Origin of the sequence: Photorhabdus hindustanensis (genome assembly GCF_002968995.1) — a bacterium.
Taxonomy (GTDB): Bacteria; Pseudomonadota; Gammaproteobacteria; order Enterobacterales; family Enterobacteriaceae; genus Photorhabdus; species Photorhabdus akhurstii.
This window is the reverse complement of record NZ_PUWT01000018.1, coordinates 156,563-174,923: the sequence shown is the minus strand read 5'-3', so window position 1 is coordinate 174,923 and position 18,361 is coordinate 156,563. Positions and strand designations below refer to the sequence as shown.

The window sequence follows — 18,361 nt, the reverse complement described above, 5'->3', positions numbered from 1 at the left end:
AATAAAACACAACCAAAAATAAAAATATAGTGCAATTAAATCTAGTACAATTAAATATAGTGCAATTACTCGTTTTCGCCTTCCAGTTTACTCTCCATTGACTTAAGACGTTTATTCATTTCATTGATATTCATGACTAAAGCTGCCGTCTTACGCCAAACTTTATTTGGTTGTGCCGGAATGCCAGAGGAGTATACACCAGGTTCAGTGATAGGACGCATCACCATACTCATTCCCGTGACTGTTACCTTATCACAGATTTCCATATGTCCATTAATTACACTGGCGCCACCAATCATACAGTAACAACCAATTTTCAGACTACCAGCCATGATCACACCACCAGCAATCGCCGTATTGTCACCAATGATAACATTATGAGCAATCTGACACTGATTATCGATAATGACGCCATTGCCGATAATAGTATTATCCAAAGCTCCCCGATCGATCGTCGTACAAGCGCCAATCTCAACCCGGTCACCAATAATAACTGAACCTAATTGAGGGATTTTAACCCACTTACCACGATCATTCGCATAGCCAAAACCATCAGACCCAATCACTGCTCCTGATTGGATCAAACACTGTTCACCCATTTCAATATTGTGATAAACAGAGACATTCGCCCAAAGACGACTTCCCGCGCCAATACGCGTATTTTTACCAATAAAGCAGCCTGCGCCGATAACCACATTGTCACCAAGCACAACGCCAGACTCGATAACCGCATTGGCTCCAACAGCAACATTCTTACCCAAAGTTGCCAGAGGTGAAATCACCGCAGAAGGGTGAATATCCTGTGCGGGAACCGGTGTTGTATCCATAATCTGAGCCATATAGGCATATGCCAGATAAGGATTGGCGACAACCAGCGCAGGAATATTGCAATAAGGAAGATCTGACGCCTGGAGAACGACGGCGGCTGCCTGACATTCACCTAAACGCTCACGGTAACGACTGTCAGACAAAAAAGTGATCTGCTCGCTATTGGCAGAATGCATTGGTGCAATACTGGTGATAACAATATCGCCATCACCATGTAATTGTGCATTCAACTGCTGAGCTAAATCAGCCAATCGAATTGAAGACATCTATTATTTAACCTGTTTCAATACACTTGCAGTAATATTTTTGCCAGATACTGAATAAGCAACAGCATTCGCATCAATAACGACATCATAGCCTTCTTTGCCAGCCACTACTTTGATTGCGTCCTGAATACGACTTAGAATTTTGTTGCGTTCTTCCATCTCGCGACGACGGTGATCTTGTTCAAAAGCTTGAGCTTTTTTGGCAAATTCTTCACGTTTAGCCATCACATCTTTTTCCAGCTTAGTACGCTCACTGGATTTCATAGTGGAACCATCACGCTGTAATTTCTGGATCTTGGATTGCAAGTCAGTTTCCATCCGTTGCAATTCAGATGCGCGGTTTTTAAACTCATTTTCCAACTGCTTCGCAACTGCTTCGCGGGCTGGCAGCTGCTGAAAAATCTCACCAACATTTACAACGGCAATTTTGTCTGCTGCCTGAACGCCAGCAGAGAAAGCTAATGCAATACCAAAGCTTGCTGCACACAACCATTTTTTCACTATAAACTCCTTAAACCACGCTATCTGTAACCTATTGGAAAACTTAGTCAATACTCTGAAACCTACGATTTCAGAGCTTGCTCTATCAATAATAAGATAAAAACGCATTATCACCAGGTTTTGCCAATATTAAATTGGAATTGCTCTGATCTATCACCTTCGTAGTCTTTGATCGGCTTAGCATAAGAGAATACCAGCGGACCTAAAGGAGACATCCATTGCAATGCAATACCCGCCGAAACACGGATATTACCTGGTTTACTGTAATCAGGTATGCCTCTGCTCTTCATAGCAGCAGAATCATTCCAATAGGTATCCCAAACCGTACCTGAATCAATAAAGAATGAAGTTCGGACAGAGTTCGAATACTTACTATCAAGGAACGGCGTTGGAGTAATCAGCTCAAGGCTAGCTACCGCCATTGCATTCCCCCCCACAGCATCGCGAGATGGGCTATCTTTCTTAGGATCATCTTTTCCATTCAGATAAATCGCTTTAGGCCCAATATTGTTAGAACGGAAACCGCGAACCGTACTGGAGCCACCTGCATAAAAGTTTTCATAGAATGGCAACTCTTTACCGCCTAATCCATCCCCATAACCTAAACGACCACGCCCCAAAATCACCCAAGTATGATCGTCATTAATCGGATAATACGCAGAAGTATCAAGAGTCACTTTATAGAATTCGTTATCCGAACCAGGAATAGTCACTTTACCATTCAGAGTCGATTTCACGCCGGATGTTGGGAAGAAGCCACGGTCAAGATTGTTATATGTCCAACCTATATTCAAAGCAAAGTCATCCGCTTTGAACTCAGCTTTACTTTTATAATCTGGTTTCTCACCCATAGAATTCAGATAGCGCCACATAGCTGCCTGAGGAAGCATATCAGACAGTGAGTTATGCACATAATTTAACCCAAAACGCAGGGAGTTATTTTCATTAACCGGGAAACCGAGGAAACCATCTATACCATAACTTTGGTTGGTATAGCCGGATAATTCAGCATCATCGGCTCTGAAATCGTTGTAGAATACCCGGCCACCAAGACTCACTCCATTAACTGTGAAGTATGGATCAGTGAAGGAGAGCTCTGCATAGGTTGAATAATCGTTCTTACTAGCATTAATCCCCACAGCATTACCTGTACCTAACCAGTTATCTTGCTGAGCACCAACCTGGAAGCTAACACCGCTTTCTGTACCAAAACCAACACCAAAGTTCAAAGAGCCGGTATTGCGCTCTTTCACTTTATAAACGACATCTACCTGATCAGGGCTGCCTGGTACACGCTGAGTTTCAACATCTACCGTTTCGAAATACCCCAAACGGTTAAGACGCTCTTTACCCAGTTCAACCAGATCACTCCCTAACCAAGCTCTTTCCATCTGACGCATTTCACGACGCAGAACAGAATCTTTAGTGGTGTCATTACCAGAGAAACGAATTTTACGAACATAGAAACGGTTACCCGCATCAATATTGACATGCAGCTTTACTGTTTTATCTTGATCATTGATTTCAGGTTGCGTCATCACTCGTGGATAAGCATAACCATAGCGACCAAGCAAGTTCTTAATGTCATTTTCCATTTTAGTCACCTGAGTCCCGTTATACAGAGATCCAGGCTCAATGGCAGCCAGCTTAGTAATTTCTGACTGATAACCCGCCATATTACCGTTTAGGTCAATACCTGATATTTTGTATTGATCCCCTTCGGTCATATTTATCGTGACATAAATACCTTTTTTATCTGGCGTCAAGCTGACCTGAGTCGAATCAATGTTGAAACGGGCATAACCGCGATCAAGGTAAAAACTGCGCAATGCTTCAAGGTCACCAGTCAGTTTTTGTTTCTGATATTTCTGATCGGCAGTCAGATTCCACCACGGCACATTATCTCTAAGTTGGAAACGATTCAATAGCTCATCAGAAGAAAATGATTTATTACCGACAATGTTAATTTGCTGGATTTTTGCCGAAACACCCTCAGCAAAAACCAGTTTTAAATCGACACGGTTACGTGGCAGTGGCGTAACAACCGCTTTTACACTAGCGTTGTATTTCCCCACACTGTAATAGAAATCCTCTAATCCTCTTTCGATATTGGACAGCATCGTGCGGTCAAGGGCTTCTCCGACCCGAACATGAGATGCCTCAAGGTTTTGTTTCAACATGTCATCTTTCACCGATTTATTGCCGGAGAAAGTGATGCTGGCAATAGTCGGCCGTTCTTTTACCTGAACAATAAGTGTATTGCCATCACGCAGGACACGAACGTCTTCAAAGTTACCAGTAGCAAATAGTGCATGAATGGTACGACCGATATCTTCATCGCTGACTGTATCACCTACGCGAACTGGCATATTCAATAATGCTGCACCTACGGCGACGCGTTGAAGACCTTCAAAGTGAATGTCCTGAACTACGAATCCGTCTGCACCGTATGCAGTGGCGCTGCCGAACAGCAGCGACGCTATGAGTAACTTTTTCATCGCCATCGTTGTAATGCGTCTTCCTAACCAGTCTTCCGCTTTAAAAACGGGAGAAATCATTGAAAAGTGCAAGCCCCATCAATAACACCAGTATCATGGCACCAATGCGATAGCTGAAGTCTTGTACACGCTCGGAAACCGGCCCACCTTTTATCTTTTCGATAAACAAGAAGAGCAGATGTCCACCATCTAACACAGGTAATGGGATTAGGTTAATAATCCCAAGATTGACGCTTATCAGCGCCAAAAACATCAAATAATACACCAAGCCGGAATCAGCCGACACCCCCGCCCCTTTGGCAATAGAGATAGGCCCACTCAGGTTGTTAATTTTCACATCACCAACGATCAGCTTACCAATCATACTGACAGTTAATCGCATCAGTTGCCAAGTCTTATCTCCAGCCTGATACATGGCAGAGAAAGGCCCATATTGCTGAACGATTCTATATTCATCGGCTAATGGCACAACTCGCAGTTCCACACCGGCAAAACCAACTTTCCTACCACCGGATTGTTGTTTTACTTCCGGCGTCATAGAGAGAGAAATAATATGACCAGCCCGATCCACGGAAAGTTCCAACGGGACATTCGGATTATTACTGACAAAGGATGTAAACGTATGCCAAGCATCTATTTCCTGATCACCGACTTTAACTATCCTATCCCCCTTTTGCAAACCCGCTTTTTCTGCTGCGGAGCCAGGGATAACTTTTTCCACCAGAGAATCCAAATGAGGAGCGACAGGCATAATCCCTAGAGATAACACAGGGTCCTGCTTATCAGGATCAAAGTTCCATTGCCGCAAATCCAGAATTTTCTCTACCGGATATGATGAACCAGGAGAGATAACCTGAACGGTCATATTATCGTCACCTATCTTGCCCACCAGAGCAAAACGAACTGAATTCCAATCAGGCGTTTCGATACCATCTACGGATTTTAGTTCCATTCCCGATGAAATATTTGCTTGCGCAGCGATAGAATCTGATTTGATATCCGCAACAACAGGACGTATTGCCGGCACACCAATAATAAAAACTAACCAATAAACCACAGCCGCCAATAAAAAGTTAGCAATTGGCCCGGCACTGACAACCGCAGCACGTTGACCAAGTGTTTTATTATTGAATGCCATATGACGGTGTTCAGGAGAAACAGGTGAAACACGCTCATCAAGCATTTTCACATATCCCCCCAGTGGAATAAGGGCTATAACATACTCCGTTCCCTGGCGATCCATACGCCGCCATAGCGCTTTACCAAAACCAATGGAGAAACGTTCAACGTGAATACCACACTTTCTGGCTACCCAAAAATGACCGAACTCATGCACAGTGATCAATATGCCTAGCGCAATAATAAAAGCCGCCAGATTCCAGAGAATTCCCATCATATTTTTTAAACGCCGTCAAACAGAGAGATCAAAACACCAGCAATATCATGCCGGCAAAGACAGGGATCGCAGCAGTCAAACTATCAATACGATCCATAACACCGCCATGCCCCGGAATTAGCTGGCTGCTATCCTTAATACCTGATTCACGTTTGAACATACTCTCAGTTAAATCACCAAATACAGAAGCGATAACAACAATAGCAGAACACAACATAAGTTTTTCAGGCATTGCAGGTACTGGAGCATATTTCCCAAACAACCATGAAATAATGGCCGCTGTCATTAATCCTCCGATAAATCCTTCCAGCGTTTTTCCTGGAGAAACTTTCGGCGCCATTTTACGTTTACCTAAAGTACGTCCAAAAAGATAAGCGCCAGAATCCGCCCCCCATACCAGCAACATGACATACAGTAACCACCATGCTCCATAATATGAATTATCACCATATCCCTGAGTCCGTAAGACCATCATTCCACAGTAAAACGGCACTAATGTCAGGATACCAAACAAAAGGCGCAATAAAATGGATTTCTTCCAAATTGCAGCGGAAGAAGGGTAGGTAACAACCAGAAGCGTCGCGACAATCCACCAAATCATCCCCCCCCATAGGGCAAAAGTGATTTGCGGCTGTCCAATCAAATCAGTGAAATCTGGCAGAGTATACTGTAGGGCTAATAAACCAATAGCAAACAGAGCCGCCAGAATAGCCCGTTTCGTTTGGCTGAATAAGCCAGCAAATTGCCCCCATTCCCATGCGGCAAGGGCTGAAACAGCGATAATAACCAGCCCAAACGCTACTGGCGGCAGCAAAAACAGAGCGGCAATCACAAGAGGGATTAATATCACAGCCGTTATAAGGCGGTACTTCAGCAAGAGTTCCTCCTATGATCCCACATCGGCATCGTCTGGTATTGTTCCGCCAAACCGGCGTTCTCTTTTAGCAAAGGCATTAATTGCACCTTCAAAAACAGTTTCATCAAAATCAGGCCAGAGTATATCGGTAAAATAGAATTCTGCATAAGCTATCTGCCATAACAGAAAATTACTGATACGATGCTCACCTCCGGTTCTGATGACTAAATCAACCTGAGGCTGCTGGCTTAGATTCATATAATTATTAACTAATTCTTCAGTAATATCCTGTGGCTCAAGGGAATTATCTTTAATCTGCTGAGCAATTTTCTGAACATTTTGAACAATATCCCAACGACCACCATAATTTGCAGCAATATTAAGTCGCAGCCCCGTATTATTAGCAGTCAACTTAACTGAGCGATAGATACGATCCTGTAAACGCTCACTGAACCGGCTGATATCACCAATAACAGATAATCTAATATTATGCTTATGTAAGCTTTTGACTTCGCTATCTAGTGCAAAAATAAATAATTCCATTAAAGAACTGACTTCTTGCTCCGGTCGATTCCAGTTTTCACTACTGAAAGCGTATAACGTCAGTGACTCTATTTTATGTTTAGCCGAGAAACTCACCGCACTCCGTACCGCTTTAATCCCCGCACGATGACCAAAGGCTCTTAATTTCCCTCGCTTCTTTGCCCAACGGCCGTTACCATCCATAATAATGGCAACATGTTTAGGTAATAATGACGATAAATCGTTCTGATGATGATTGCTGGATAATATCACTCAATTAATCCTTTACTGGTCAGGGTAATTCTCTTACAAGTTCAGGCATCCAAACGTAAAAAAGCCGTGTCTGGTATCCACGGCCTGGGTAAAAGCCTAATTATCTGGAAGAGAACTTCCAAAATCTGGACCGTTAATTATATCAACCAACAGTTATACGCAAACTATACCATCAGGTAAAAATGCGGACAAATACCCATTTGCCAATCCAAGACTACCTGATAAATGAACGAATAGTCTTCATAGCCAACTCTCTTGCGAGATTATCAATCTGTAAGACCTCCTCAATGCTCTGAGGTTCCGGTAAATTTAATTTTTCTACAACCTGCCGGTTTATAATTGCAATATCTGTGAAAGAGATTCCATTTTGTAAAAAAACCTTAACGATCTCTTCATTCGCTGCATTCAAGGCTGTCGTTGCAGCCTGGCCTGCGTGGCAAGCTTCAATAGCCAGTTTCAAACATGGATACCGTTCATAATCTGGTTTCGAGAACGTCAGTGTACCTAAAGAATAAAAATCAAGAGGTTCAACACCAGAAGCAATACGATTTGGGTACGCCATTGCATAGGCAATTGGCGTACACATATCCGGCGTTCCTAATTGAGCAATAACGCTGCCATCCTGATAACGGACCATAGAGTGAATAACCGATTGAGGATGGATTACCACTTCCATTTCCGCCGCAGATGCATTGAACAAGCAACACGCCTCAATATATTCCAACCCCTTATTCATCATTGTCGCAGAATCTACCGAAATCTTACGCCCCATCGACCAATTCGGATGAGCACAAGCCTGGTCCGGTGTAACAAAAGCCAATTGCTCCAAAGGAGTATGACGAAAAGGCCCGCCAGATCCTGTCAGAATGATATTAGCAATTCCGTGTTGTTTTAGATCTCCGCGTCCAAGGTTTCGCTGTATGACTTCAGGTAAGCTCTGGAAAATAGCATTATGTTCACTGTCAATGGGTAATAGTTGAGCATTATGTTGCGCCACCGCATCCATAAAAAACCGACCACTGGTAATCAGCGACTCTTTATTAGCAAGTAAAATCTGTTTACCCGCACGGATGGCCGCCAGCGTTGGTAATAAACCGGCAACACCAACAATCCCAGACATAACCTGATCAACATCATTCAACGCAGCCAAATCACACGCAGCCTGTTCCCCGAAAAATACTTCGGTTTTACAGCCTTGTTCAATGAGCAACTGACGCAACTCTTTTGCGGAAACTTCGTCCGCCATTGCAGCATATTGAGGCCGAAATTCCAGACATTGCTCAGCCATAACCTGGATATTTTTTCCTGCGGCAAGCGCTGTTACTTTAAATTTATCCGGATGATTGCGAACTACAGTAAGTGTACTTTTGCCTACGGAACCTGTGGAACCAAGGATGGTCAACCTTTTCATACTGATGCTCTGAATTGTTTTATTTGGTGTGTATTAATACTTGTCTGATTTGCCTGGCTATGAACGCTCATGACTTCAGAGAAATGCCGAATAAAAATAGCGCCGCAAGATAGCAGCGCTCAATATATCTCACGAAAGAGATTAGAACTCCATCAGTTCTTCTTCTTTCTTCGTTAAAGCTTCATCAACTTTTTTGATGAAATTATCCGTCAGCTTTTGAATATCATCCTGCGCACGACGCTCATCATCTTCACTGATATCTTTGTCTTTCAACAGCGCTTTGATTTTGTCGTTAGCATCACGACGAATATTACGCACAGAGACACGCCCCTGCTCAGCTTCGCCACGAACCACCTTAATCAAATCTTTACGGCGCTCTTCTGTCAACGGTGGCAAAGGAACGCGGATTGTTGTCCCCGCAGAAGATGGATTCAGCCCTAAATCAGAAGCCATGATTGCCTTTTCAATCGCCGGCGTTATAGTACGATCAAATACCGTGATAGCCAGGGTACGTGCATCCTCAGCAACAACGTTAGCAAGCTGACGCAAAGGCGTTGGCGCACCATAATACTCAACAGTGATACCATCCAGCAGACTAGGAGAAGCTCGGCCAGTACGAACCTTGCTAATTTGGTTTTTAAGTGCTTCGACGCTCTTTTCCATACGGTCTTGTGCGTCTTTTTTGATTTCATTAATCACGTTACAAACCCTTGGGAACTGGTTGTTTTCAAGCCATAAATCATTATGACCATGATTTGTTAAATTTGGCGTATCAGGCGACTCATCATACCGCCAAACATCTCTGGTGTCTTTGAACATTACTCATGAGAAATCAGGGTACCTTCATTTTCCCCCATCACCACACGACGTAACGCCCCCGGCTTATTCATGTTAAATACGCGAATGGGTAAGCTATGATCACGAGCCAACGTGAATGCCGCCAAATCCATAACTTTCAATTCACGCTCTAATACCTGCTGATAGGAGAGCTTATCAAACAATACCGCTTCCGAATCTTTAGCCGGATCAGCCGAATAAACACCATCTACTTTAGTTGCTTTTAGCACAACATCGGCTTCAATCTCAATACCACGCAAACACGCTGCCGAATCTGTAGTAAAGAACGGATTGCCGGTACCGGCAGAGAAAATAACAACACGACCATGACGTAACAAACTAATTGCTTCTGCCCAACTATAGTTATCGCAAACGCCATTTAAAGGAATTGCAGACATTAGACGGGCGTTCACATAGGCGCGGTGTAATGCATCCCGCATTGCCAGACCATTCATTACTGTTGCCAACATGCCCATGTGGTCGCCGACTACACGGTTCATTCCTGCTTCTGCCAAGCCAGCACCACGAAACAGATTACCACCGCCAATGACGACACCGACCTGTACGCCTAACTCAACCAGTTCTTTGATCTCCTGAGCCATGCGATCTAAAACGCTGGCATCTATACCAAAACCTTCTGCACCTTGCAGGGCTTCGCCACTGAGTTTAAGCAGGATACGCTGATATACGGGTTTTGCATTGGTTGCCATGATGTTCTGTCCTAAGCAGAAAAGTATATTGGGGATTGACATACATCCGGGTCATTCTGACCAGATGCAAAAACTCAACGCCTACTGGAATAGGCGGTTTAGATTAGATAAAACAGAACCGCCATTTGGCGGCCCTGTTTGTAAAAATTAAGACTATTTACTCATTGCAGCAACTTCTGCTGCGAAATCAGTCTCAACTTTCTCAATACCTTCACCCACTTCATAACGGATGAAGCTGGTCACTTTAGCATTGTTTTCTTTCAGCAGATCGCCGACAGTTTTGCTCGGATCCATCACGAAATTCTGACCTGTCAGAGAGATCTCGCCGGTGAATTTATTCATACGGCCAGAAACCATTTTCTCTGCGATTTCACGTGGCTTACCAGACTGCATTGCGATATCCAGTTGGATTTGGTGCTCACGCTCAACAACGTCAGCAGGTACATCGCTTGGGTTAACATATTCTGGCTTGCTTGCAGCGATGTGCATAGCCACATGCTTAATCAGCTCTTCATTAGCGCCTTCAGCCGCAACCAGAACACCGATACGCGCACCATGCAGGTAAGTACCCAGTTGTTCGCCTTCTAATACAGAAACGCGACGAATGTTGATGTTTTCACCGATTTTAGCAACCAGTGTAGTACGCTGCTCTTCGAACTTAGCTTTCAGCGTTTCAATATCAGAGACTTTATCAGCCAATACTGCCGCCATAACTTCTTTACCGAAAGCGATGAAGCCAGCATCTTTAGCAACGAAGTCAGTTTCACAGTTCAGCTCAACTAAAGCGCCGAATTTGCCATCAGCAGCTACTTCTGCCAGGATGATACCTTCAGCAGCAACACGGCCTGCTTTCTTAGCCGCTTTCGCTTGACCTGATTTACGCATGTTGTCAATCGCTAACTCGATATCGCCATTAGCTTCAACCAGCGCTTTTTTACATTCCATCATACCTGCGCCAGTACGCTCACGCAGTTCTTTTACCAAAGCAGCGGTAATTCCAGACATTTGTTTTATTCCTCGATGTATCCCGCAGGAAGAGAGTATTCCGCATGGATAGTTCTTATATTAGATACGTAAAAGGGGGCCATAACAGGCCCCCCTAACCAATATATTTCAATACCTGGTTAATAAGGGCTCAATAATGAGCTTGCCTTATTATTCAGCTTCTACAAAGCTTTCTTCTGCCTGAACAGCCAGATCTTGAGAACGACCTTCACGAACAGCAGTAGCAACAGCACCTAGATACAGTTTTACTGCACGGATTGCGTCATCGTTACCAGGGATGATGAAATCAACGCCATCTGGATCAGAGTTAGTATCAACAACCGCAAACACTGGGATACCCAAGTTGTTTGCTTCTTTGATAGCAATGTGTTCATGTTCAGCATCGATAACAAACAGAGCGTCAGGTAAGCCGCCCATATCTTTGATACCGCCCAGACTATTTTCTAACTTACCAAGTTCACGAGAACGAATTAACGCTTCTTTCTTGGTCAGTTTGTCAAAAGTACCGTCCTGAGACTGTGCTTCTAAATCTTTCAAACGTTTGATGGACTGACGAACGGTTTTCCAGTTAGTCAACATACCGCCTAACCAACGGTGATTAACGAAGTATTGATCACAGCTCTGAGCTGCTTCTTTAACCGCTTCGCTCGCAGCACGCTTAGTACCAACAAACAGAATTTTGCCTTTGCGTGAAGCAATTTTGTTCAGTTCAGCTAACGCGTCATTGAACATTGGAACAGTTTTTTCCAGGTTGATGATATGCACTTTATTGCGAGCGCCAAAGATGAATGGTTTCATTTTTGGGTTCCAGTAACGAGTCTGGTGACCGAAGTGAACGCCCGCTTGCAGCATATCGCGCATGGAAACAGTTGCCATTGTAAACCTCTGTAAAATATTAAGTTGGGGTTATGCCTCCACGAGCCCCATAACACCGACTCCTTAGCTGCATGTTCTGCATGAGAGCACCCCGGTGTATGTGCCGACTCGTGTGTGTTATTACACAGTGAGTATATTTAACGCCACTCTGTTTTGCCTCAGTGGCAAATACAGAGAACGCCGGCGCGCTTTATATCATAAACCCACCTAAGACACCAACTTTTGTTGTCACTTTCCGATAGCTCAATGTGAAAAGAAAGGCAGGGTTACGGAAGGTATTCTTGATAGGCAAAAAGGTAACGAGGGAAATAGGGCTGCCAACTGTTATTGGCAGATATTCTGTAGGCTGATACCATTAGTTCAATAATTTTTTCCTTGTTGAAAAACATACAACCAGCAGATTCGCTGGCATTGAATGGACAAGTTTCATGGCAATCTCAATTAAAACCTCTGAAGATATTGAAAAAATGCGCGTCGCCGGTCGACTGGCGGCAGAAGTGTTGGAAATTATTGAACCTTACGTCAAACCCGGTGTAACAACAGGTGAATTAGATCGTATCTGTCACGATCACATTACCAATAAACAACAAGCTGTCTCTGCCTGTCTTGGTTATCACGGTTTCCCAAAATCCGTTTGTATTTCTGTTAATGACGTAGTGTGTCACGGTATCCCAAGTGATGATAAGGCATTGAAAGATGGCGATATTGTTAATATCGATGTGACTGTCATCAAAGAGGGCTTCCACGGTGATACATCAAAAATGTTCATTGTCGGTAAACCAACCATCCAGGGCGAGCGCCTATGCCGCATCACTCAGGAAAGCCTCTATCTGGCCTTAAAAATGGTGAAACCCGGCATTCGTCTACGCACTCTTGGTAGAGCCATCCAACAATTTGTTGAAGCCAACGATTTTTCTGTGGTCCGTGAATATTGTGGTCACGGCATCGGCGAAGGCTTCCATGAGGAACCACAAGTACTGCACTACGACGCCGATGATGGTGGTGTTGTTCTGCAAAAAGGTATGGCTTTCACTATTGAACCAATGGTTAACACCGGTGACTACCGCATCCGTACCATGAAAGATGGCTGGACAGTCAAAACGAAGGACCGCAGCCTGTCCGCACAGTATGAACATACCATTGTTGTTACTGATAACGGCTGTGAAATCATGACATTGCGTAAAGAAGAAGAGCCAGAGCTTTCCGCAGTCTTGGTAAATGAATAATTAAAATAGCAAACTACGAAGCCTTGCTGAAATCATACAAGGCTTCTCATCTCTTCTCTGCAATATCCTCTTGTTTAACCCCCTACTTTCTCAGTAATCTGGCCTTATGATTCGCCCTTCTCATAGGTTTATGCTTATGCCAGCAGATATCGCCACAATTCGGGCCCCTATCCCGCCACTTTCTCCCGCTGATTTTTCTAGTGAAGAACTTCGCTACCCTGTGTTGAAACAGCACCTCGAAGAATTTCAACTTTGGCTAGAGCATGCATTTAAAGCGGGGATTTCCGCAGAAGCCTTGATTTCTGCACGCAGTGATTACATAGACCAGTTATTACAACAATTATGGCATGCCTATGGATTTGATAAGATTTCATCACTTTCATTGATTGCCGTCGGCGGATATGGCCGACGGGAACTGCATCCGCTATCTGATATTGACGTACTAATACTCAGCGAACAGTCGCTCACACCGCCTCAAGCTCAGAATGTTGGACAATTTATCACTTTGCTATGGGATATCCGACTGGAAGTCGGCCATAGTGTTCGCACACTCGAAGAGTGTTTGCTGGAAGGGCTGTCAGATCTAACTATCGCGACGAATTTAATCGAATCACGATTAATTTGCGGCGATCCAGCCATTTTTCTTCAATTACAGCAACATACCTTCAGTGATGGTTTTTGGCCTTCTACTGACTTCTTTGATGCCAAAATTGCTGAACAACACGAACGCCACCAGCGCTATCACAGTACAAGTTATAATCTGGAACCTGATATCAAAAGCAGCCCCGGAGGGTTGCGAGACATTCATACCCTACTGTGGGTTGCCCGTCGCCATTTTGGTGCAACCTCCATAGATGAAATGGTCGACTTTAGTTTCCTAACAGCGGAAGAACGTAATGAATTAAATGAATGCCAAAGCTTCCTTTGGCGTATCCGCTTTGCTCTTCATCTGGTAGTCAACCGTTATGATAATCGCTTGTTATTTGATCGCCAGTTCAGTATTGCTCAATTATTAGGTTATCAAGGGGAACGTAATCAACCGGTAGAACGAATGATGAAAGATTTCTATCGGATGACACGCCGCGTTAGCGAACTCAACAATATGCTACTGCAACTGTTTGATGAAGCTATTCTGGCACTGGAAACCAATGAAAAATCCCGCCCACTGGACAGTGAATTCCAGCTACGGGGGCAACTTATTGATCTAATCGACGAAACCCTGTTTATCAAAGAACCCGCAGCTATTATGCGGATGTTTTATCGCATGGCAGAATATGAGGAAGTTCAAGGCATTTATTCTACTACGTTACGCCACCTCCGTTATGCGCGCCGCAACCTGTCTCAGCCATTGTGTGAATTGCCGGAGGCTCGCCAAATCTTTATGGATATTCTACGTCACCCCAGGGCGGTTGAAAGCGCATTTGTGCCCATGCATCGTCACAGTGTTCTTGGCGCTTACACACCGCTTTGGGGCAATATTGTCGGTCAGATGCAGTTTGATCTGTTTCACGCCTATACCGTCGATGAACATACCATCCGCGTACTGAGAAAATTGGAAAGTTTTGCCGATGAGAATAACCGTCCAGCCCATCCACTCTGTGTTGAGCTATACCCTCGTCTGCCTCAACCTGAGCTTCTACGTCTTGCTGCGCTATTTCATGACATCGCCAAAGGGCGTACTGGCGACCATTCTGAACTTGGCGCTGACGATGCGCTAGCGTTTTCACTGCAACACGGGCTTAACTCACGAGAAGCTGATTTGGTAGCCTGGCTGGTTCGTCATCATCTGTTAATGTCAGTCACAGCTCAACGACGAGATATTCAGGACCCAGAAATCATCAAGCAATTTGCCCATCAAATCCTCAATGAAACCCGGTTACGCTACCTAATCTGCCTGACAGTCGCTGATATCTGCGCAACCAATATCAATCTATGGAACAGTTGGAAACAGAGCTTGTTACGGGAGCTCTATTTTTCTACAGAGCATCAATTACGCCAGGGAAATACACCAGATTTTCGTGAACGTATCCGCCACAACCGTTTTCAGGCACTTGCTCTGTTACGCCAAAATAATATTAACGAACAGAAACTTCATCAGCTCTGGAGTCGTTGTCATGCAGATTATTTCCTTCGCCATACGCCAAAACAACTTGCCTGGCACGCCCGTCATCTAGTGCAACATGATTCTCAAGAGTCACTGATACTGATAAGTACCAAGCCAACCCGCGGCGGTACAGAAATTTTTATCTGGAGCTTAGATCGCCCTTCCCTGTTTGCGGCAGTTGTCGGCGAACTGGATAGACGTAACCTGAGTGTTCATAATGCTCAAATATTTACCAATCGTGATGGTATGACAATGGATACCTTTGTGGTATTGGAACCCAATGGTCATCCTCTAGCATTGGATCGCCACGAAATAATACGTAACGCACTTTTACAAGTCGTTCTGGACCCTCATACCAAAACACCGAAAACGCGAAAATTACCAACTAAACTGCGCCACTTCAACGTACCAACAAAAGTGACCTTCTTACCTACCCATAACAAACGACGAACCTATATGGAACTATTTGCCCTGGATCAACCGGGATTACTGGCAAGAGTCGGTAATATTTTTGCTGAAATGGGGGTTTCACTACATGGCGCACATATCACCACCATCGGTGAACGTGTCGAAGATTTTTTTGTTCTGGCGGATAAAGACCACAAAGCATTAAATAAAAAAGTCAGAGAAGAATTATCAGAAAGGTTGACAGCAACCCTAAATCCAAAGGATAAAATATAACTCAATATAAGCCCATGATTCGGACGATAACCAAGGAACCCGATGCAATGCAGCAATTACAATCCATTATCGAAAGTGCATTTGAAAACCGCGCAACGCTTACTCCAGCAACAGTCAACCATGAAATACGGGATGCAGTTACTCAAGTCATCAACCTGCTGGATAGTGGAAAACTTCGCGTTGCAGAGAAAATTGACGGTCAGTGGGTCACTCATCAATGGCTAAAAATGGCTGTACTGCTCTCTTTCCGTATTAATGAAAATCGGATCATCGATGGCACAGAAAGCCGTTATTTCGATAAAGTTCCGATGAAATTCTCTGGCTATGATCAGGCAAGATTTGAAAAAGAGGGCTTTCGCGTAGTGCCTCCTGCGGCAGCACGTCAAGGGGCCTTCATTGCCCGTAACTGCGTACTGATGCCTTCCTATGTCAACATCGGCGCTTATGTTGATGAAGGGACAATGGTAGATACCTGGGCGACTGTCGGCTCCTGTGCCCAAATTGGTAAAAACGTCCATTTATCCGGTGGTGTCGGCATCGGCGGTGTATTGGAACCATTGCAAGCGAACCCAACCATCATTGAAGACAACTGCTTTATTGGCGCCCGTTCTGAAATTGTGGAAGGTGTCATTGTCGAAGAGGGTTCAGTGATTTCAATGGGTGTCTATATCGGTCAAAGCACCAAAATCTATGATCGTGAAACAGGCGAAATCCATTATGGCCGCATCCCTGCCGGTTCCGTTGTTGTCTCTGGCAACCTCCCATCAAAAGATGGTAGTTACAGCTTGTATTGTGCTGTCATTGTCAAAAAAGTGGATGCCAAAACACGAGGAAAAGTGGGCATTAATGAACTACTCAGAGCGATAGATTAAACTTTAAAATAGCGGATAATAAATAAGTCCGCTATTTTTTTGCTTTTTATCATCATTACCGACCTCAGTCAGTGTTATTAATATAGGGAGTTTGAATGCGGACAACGTGCACAACCCGAAACGTACACAGAGTACGTAAGGCGTTTAGCGAAAATCCGGATTCAAAATGACACATAAAATAACCTACTGGGAAAAATACCCTTAAGGTGGTGCTATGTACGATAACTTAAAGAGCCTGGGGATCACATATCCCGAAGAAATTGACCGCTATAGTCTACGTCAGGAAGCTAACAACGATATTCTGAAAATCTATTTCCGCAAGGATAAAGGTGAATTCTTTGCTAAAAGCGTGAAATTCAAATATCCGCGTCAACGCAAGACTGTAACTGCAAACAATACAGAGCAAGGATACAAAGAGATCAACGAAATCAACACTAACCTACGTTATGTGATTGAAGAGTTAGATCAAATTTGCAAACGCGACCAAGCAGAAGTCGATTTGAAACACAAAATTCTTGATGACTTACGTCATCTTGAACACGTTGTTGCCAACAAGATTGCCGAGATTGAAGCCGATCTGGAAAAACTAACCCGTAAATAAAACGGTTCTATTAATTACACCGCCTATATCTTATTTGGTATAAGCGGTGTATTGAGATTATTCAATTAACTCTCCCCATTGCTTGATCCAAGGCTGAGCAAAAACTTCCGGTTCAGCTTCTTCCACCGCATCCACCATCAAAACTTCACCGATTCTTATCGCCCCTTGTTCTTGTAGCAACTCATCAAAAGTACGCCCACCACCACAAAAATTTTCATAACTGCTATCACCCAAAGCGATCACGCCATAGCGTAATTCAGGCTGATACCCCAATTCATCTCGCAGGGAATGGTAAAGAGGCCGAATATTATCGGGCAAATCTCCTTGCCCGGTAGTTGAAGTGATAACTAAAACCATTTGATTAAGATAGGATTGCCACTGTTCCAGCTCCCCTTCTTCAAAGACTTCTACATCATGACCTTGTTGTTCAAGGATCTGCTGTGCTTCTTCTGCAACAGCAAGCGCGTTACCATAAACAGTACCAACAAAAATACCTATCTTTGCCATAACTTATTATCTCTTTTTAAAGGAATTATTAGTTATCCTCGCTGGCAACAGCAGAAAACTCAACCCTTCCCAAATCAGGGATAATTACCTTTACCAGCTAAGTCGTCGTATCAAATCAAATATTGCCACTATTAAGCTCATTCTGTCATGTAAACAGTATCCCATCAGCACTAATGACTAATCATATATCTGTTAAACTAATTACGAACAGACGTAGCGATCAATAACTGTGGTTATTCTACATAAAACGGTAACAGATAATCATCAAAAGCCTCGTTTTCTGTGACAACCAAGATAAAGTAACAGAAGTTATGTCGTCTTAGATCAAGTTATTTAACCAATAATAATTCAGTATTAAAATCATTTTTTTAAACAACTTTAACTGATATTA

At 43.7% G+C, this 18,361-nt stretch carries 16 protein-coding genes; 4 read left to right on the top strand and 12 right to left on the bottom strand.

Features of this window, described 5'->3' with window-relative positions; all coding sequences use genetic code 11:
* Positions 1-65: 65 nt before the first annotated feature.
* The 11 genes from lpxD to rpsB form a co-directional block, all read right to left on the bottom strand.
* The gene (lpxD, locus tag C6H66_RS07885) at positions 66-1,094 is read right to left on the bottom strand and encodes a UDP-3-O-(3-hydroxymyristoyl)glucosamine N-acyltransferase (protein ID WP_036812099.1); all 1,029 of its coding nucleotides are present in this window, start codon (positions 1,092-1,094) and stop codon (positions 66-68) included.
* Positions 1,095-1,097: 3 nt separating this feature from the next.
* Positions 1,098-1,595: a molecular chaperone Skp gene (gene skp / locus C6H66_RS07880; RefSeq protein ID WP_036812315.1), complete on the bottom strand. Its 498-nt coding sequence runs from the start codon at positions 1,593-1,595 to the stop codon at positions 1,098-1,100.
* A gap of 110 nt (positions 1,596-1,705) precedes the next feature.
* On the bottom strand, positions 1,706-4,099 hold the full coding sequence (gene bamA / locus C6H66_RS07875) for an outer membrane protein assembly factor BamA (protein ID WP_105395291.1): 2,394 nt from the start codon (positions 4,097-4,099) through the stop codon (positions 1,706-1,708).
* A 34-nt stretch (positions 4,100-4,133) separates the two neighbouring features.
* Positions 4,134-5,489 carry a sigma E protease regulator RseP gene (gene rseP / locus C6H66_RS07870; RefSeq protein ID WP_105395279.1) on the bottom strand — a complete coding sequence of 452 codons (1,356 nt, stop codon included), beginning with the start codon at positions 5,487-5,489 and terminating at the stop codon, positions 4,134-4,136.
* Between the two features lie 28 nt (positions 5,490-5,517).
* On the bottom strand, positions 5,518-6,366 hold the full coding sequence (cdsA, locus tag C6H66_RS07865; RefSeq protein ID WP_105395278.1) for a phosphatidate cytidylyltransferase: 849 nt from the start codon (positions 6,364-6,366) through the stop codon (positions 5,518-5,520).
* A 9-nt stretch (positions 6,367-6,375) separates the two neighbouring features.
* Positions 6,376-7,071 (bottom strand): (2E,6E)-farnesyl-diphosphate-specific ditrans,polycis-undecaprenyl-diphosphate synthase, encoded by a 696-nt coding sequence (gene ispU, locus C6H66_RS07860; protein ID WP_236548292.1) that lies wholly within the window; start codon positions 7,069-7,071, stop codon positions 6,376-6,378.
* Between the two features lie 283 nt (positions 7,072-7,354).
* Entirely contained in the window at positions 7,355-8,551 is a 1,197-nt protein-coding gene (gene ispC, locus C6H66_RS07855; protein ID WP_036812102.1) for a 1-deoxy-D-xylulose-5-phosphate reductoisomerase, read from the bottom strand.
* A gap of 141 nt (positions 8,552-8,692) precedes the next feature.
* On the bottom strand, positions 8,693-9,250 hold the full coding sequence (gene frr / locus C6H66_RS07850) for a ribosome recycling factor (RefSeq protein WP_105395290.1): 558 nt from the start codon (positions 9,248-9,250) through the stop codon (positions 8,693-8,695).
* 119 nt (positions 9,251-9,369) lie between these two features.
* Positions 9,370-10,098, bottom strand: coding sequence for a UMP kinase (pyrH, locus tag C6H66_RS07845; protein WP_036781253.1), 729 nt, complete (start codon positions 10,096-10,098; stop codon positions 9,370-9,372).
* 153 nt (positions 10,099-10,251) lie between these two features.
* Positions 10,252-11,103 (bottom strand): translation elongation factor Ts, encoded by an 852-nt coding sequence (tsf, locus tag C6H66_RS07840; RefSeq protein ID WP_046394359.1) that lies wholly within the window; start codon positions 11,101-11,103, stop codon positions 10,252-10,254.
* A gap of 150 nt (positions 11,104-11,253) precedes the next feature.
* Positions 11,254-11,979: a 30S ribosomal protein S2 gene (rpsB, locus tag C6H66_RS07835; RefSeq protein ID WP_036781258.1), complete on the bottom strand. Its 726-nt coding sequence runs from the start codon at positions 11,977-11,979 to the stop codon at positions 11,254-11,256.
* Between the two features lie 428 nt (positions 11,980-12,407).
* On the opposite strand from rpsB, the gene map reads away from it, so the two are divergent.
* The 4 genes from map (at position 12,408) to C6H66_RS07815 (ending at position 17,463) form a co-directional block, all read left to right on the top strand.
* Complete coding sequence (gene map, locus C6H66_RS07830) at positions 12,408-13,205, top strand: type I methionyl aminopeptidase (protein WP_036812107.1); 798 nt, start codon at positions 12,408-12,410, stop codon at positions 13,203-13,205.
* A 136-nt stretch (positions 13,206-13,341) separates the two neighbouring features.
* The gene (glnD, locus tag C6H66_RS07825) at positions 13,342-15,990 is read left to right on the top strand and encodes a bifunctional uridylyltransferase/uridylyl-removing protein GlnD (RefSeq protein WP_105395277.1); all 2,649 of its coding nucleotides are present in this window, start codon (positions 13,342-13,344) and stop codon (positions 15,988-15,990) included.
* Positions 15,991-16,037: 47 nt separating this feature from the next.
* A complete protein-coding gene (gene dapD / locus C6H66_RS07820; RefSeq protein ID WP_105395276.1) occupies positions 16,038-16,862 on the top strand; it encodes a 2,3,4,5-tetrahydropyridine-2,6-dicarboxylate N-succinyltransferase in 825 nt (274 codons plus the stop codon).
* A 214-nt stretch (positions 16,863-17,076) separates the two neighbouring features.
* Positions 17,077-17,463: a DUF3461 family protein gene (locus C6H66_RS07815; RefSeq protein WP_036781518.1), complete on the top strand. Its 387-nt coding sequence runs from the start codon at positions 17,077-17,079 to the stop codon at positions 17,461-17,463.
* A 57-nt stretch (positions 17,464-17,520) separates the two neighbouring features.
* Here C6H66_RS07815 and C6H66_RS07810 read toward each other — a convergent pair whose 3' ends face one another.
* The gene (locus tag C6H66_RS07810; protein WP_105395275.1) at positions 17,521-17,970 is read right to left on the bottom strand and encodes a flavodoxin; all 450 of its coding nucleotides are present in this window, start codon (positions 17,968-17,970) and stop codon (positions 17,521-17,523) included.
* Between the last annotated feature and the right edge of the window lie 391 nt (positions 17,971-18,361).

What these genes read in the sequence shown, in the direction of transcription:
- ispC (WP_036812102.1), bottom strand. Translation starts at nt 8,551, where the DNA reads ATGAAAAGGTTGACCATCCTTGGTTCCACAGGTTCCGTAGGCAAAAGT.
- rpsB (WP_036781258.1), bottom strand. Translation starts at nt 11,979, where the DNA reads ATGGCAACTGTTTCCATGCGCGATATGCTGCAAGCGGGCGTTCACTTC.
- C6H66_RS07815 (WP_036781518.1), top strand. Translation starts at nt 17,077, where the DNA reads ATGTACGATAACTTAAAGAGCCTGGGGATCACATATCCCGAAGAAATT.
- ispU (WP_236548292.1), bottom strand. Translation starts at nt 7,071, where the DNA reads ATGGATGGTAACGGCCGTTGGGCAAAGAAGCGAGGGAAATTAAGAGCC.
- lpxD (WP_036812099.1), bottom strand. Translation starts at nt 1,094, where the DNA reads ATGTCTTCAATTCGATTGGCTGATTTAGCTCAGCAGTTGAATGCACAA.
- dapD (WP_105395276.1), top strand. Translation starts at nt 16,038, where the DNA reads ATGCAGCAATTACAATCCATTATCGAAAGTGCATTTGAAAACCGCGCA.
- map (WP_036812107.1), top strand. Translation starts at nt 12,408, where the DNA reads ATGGCAATCTCAATTAAAACCTCTGAAGATATTGAAAAAATGCGCGTC.
- pyrH (WP_036781253.1), bottom strand. Translation starts at nt 10,098, where the DNA reads ATGGCAACCAATGCAAAACCCGTATATCAGCGTATCCTGCTTAAACTC.
- rseP (WP_105395279.1), bottom strand. Translation starts at nt 5,489, where the DNA reads ATGATGGGAATTCTCTGGAATCTGGCGGCTTTTATTATTGCGCTAGGC.
- glnD (WP_105395277.1), top strand. Translation starts at nt 13,342, where the DNA reads ATGCCAGCAGATATCGCCACAATTCGGGCCCCTATCCCGCCACTTTCT.
- bamA (WP_105395291.1), bottom strand. Translation starts at nt 4,099, where the DNA reads ATGGCGATGAAAAAGTTACTCATAGCGTCGCTGCTGTTCGGCAGCGCC.
- C6H66_RS07810 (WP_105395275.1), bottom strand. Translation starts at nt 17,970, where the DNA reads ATGGCAAAGATAGGTATTTTTGTTGGTACTGTTTATGGTAACGCGCTT.
- tsf (WP_046394359.1), bottom strand. Translation starts at nt 11,103, where the DNA reads ATGTCTGGAATTACCGCTGCTTTGGTAAAAGAACTGCGTGAGCGTACT.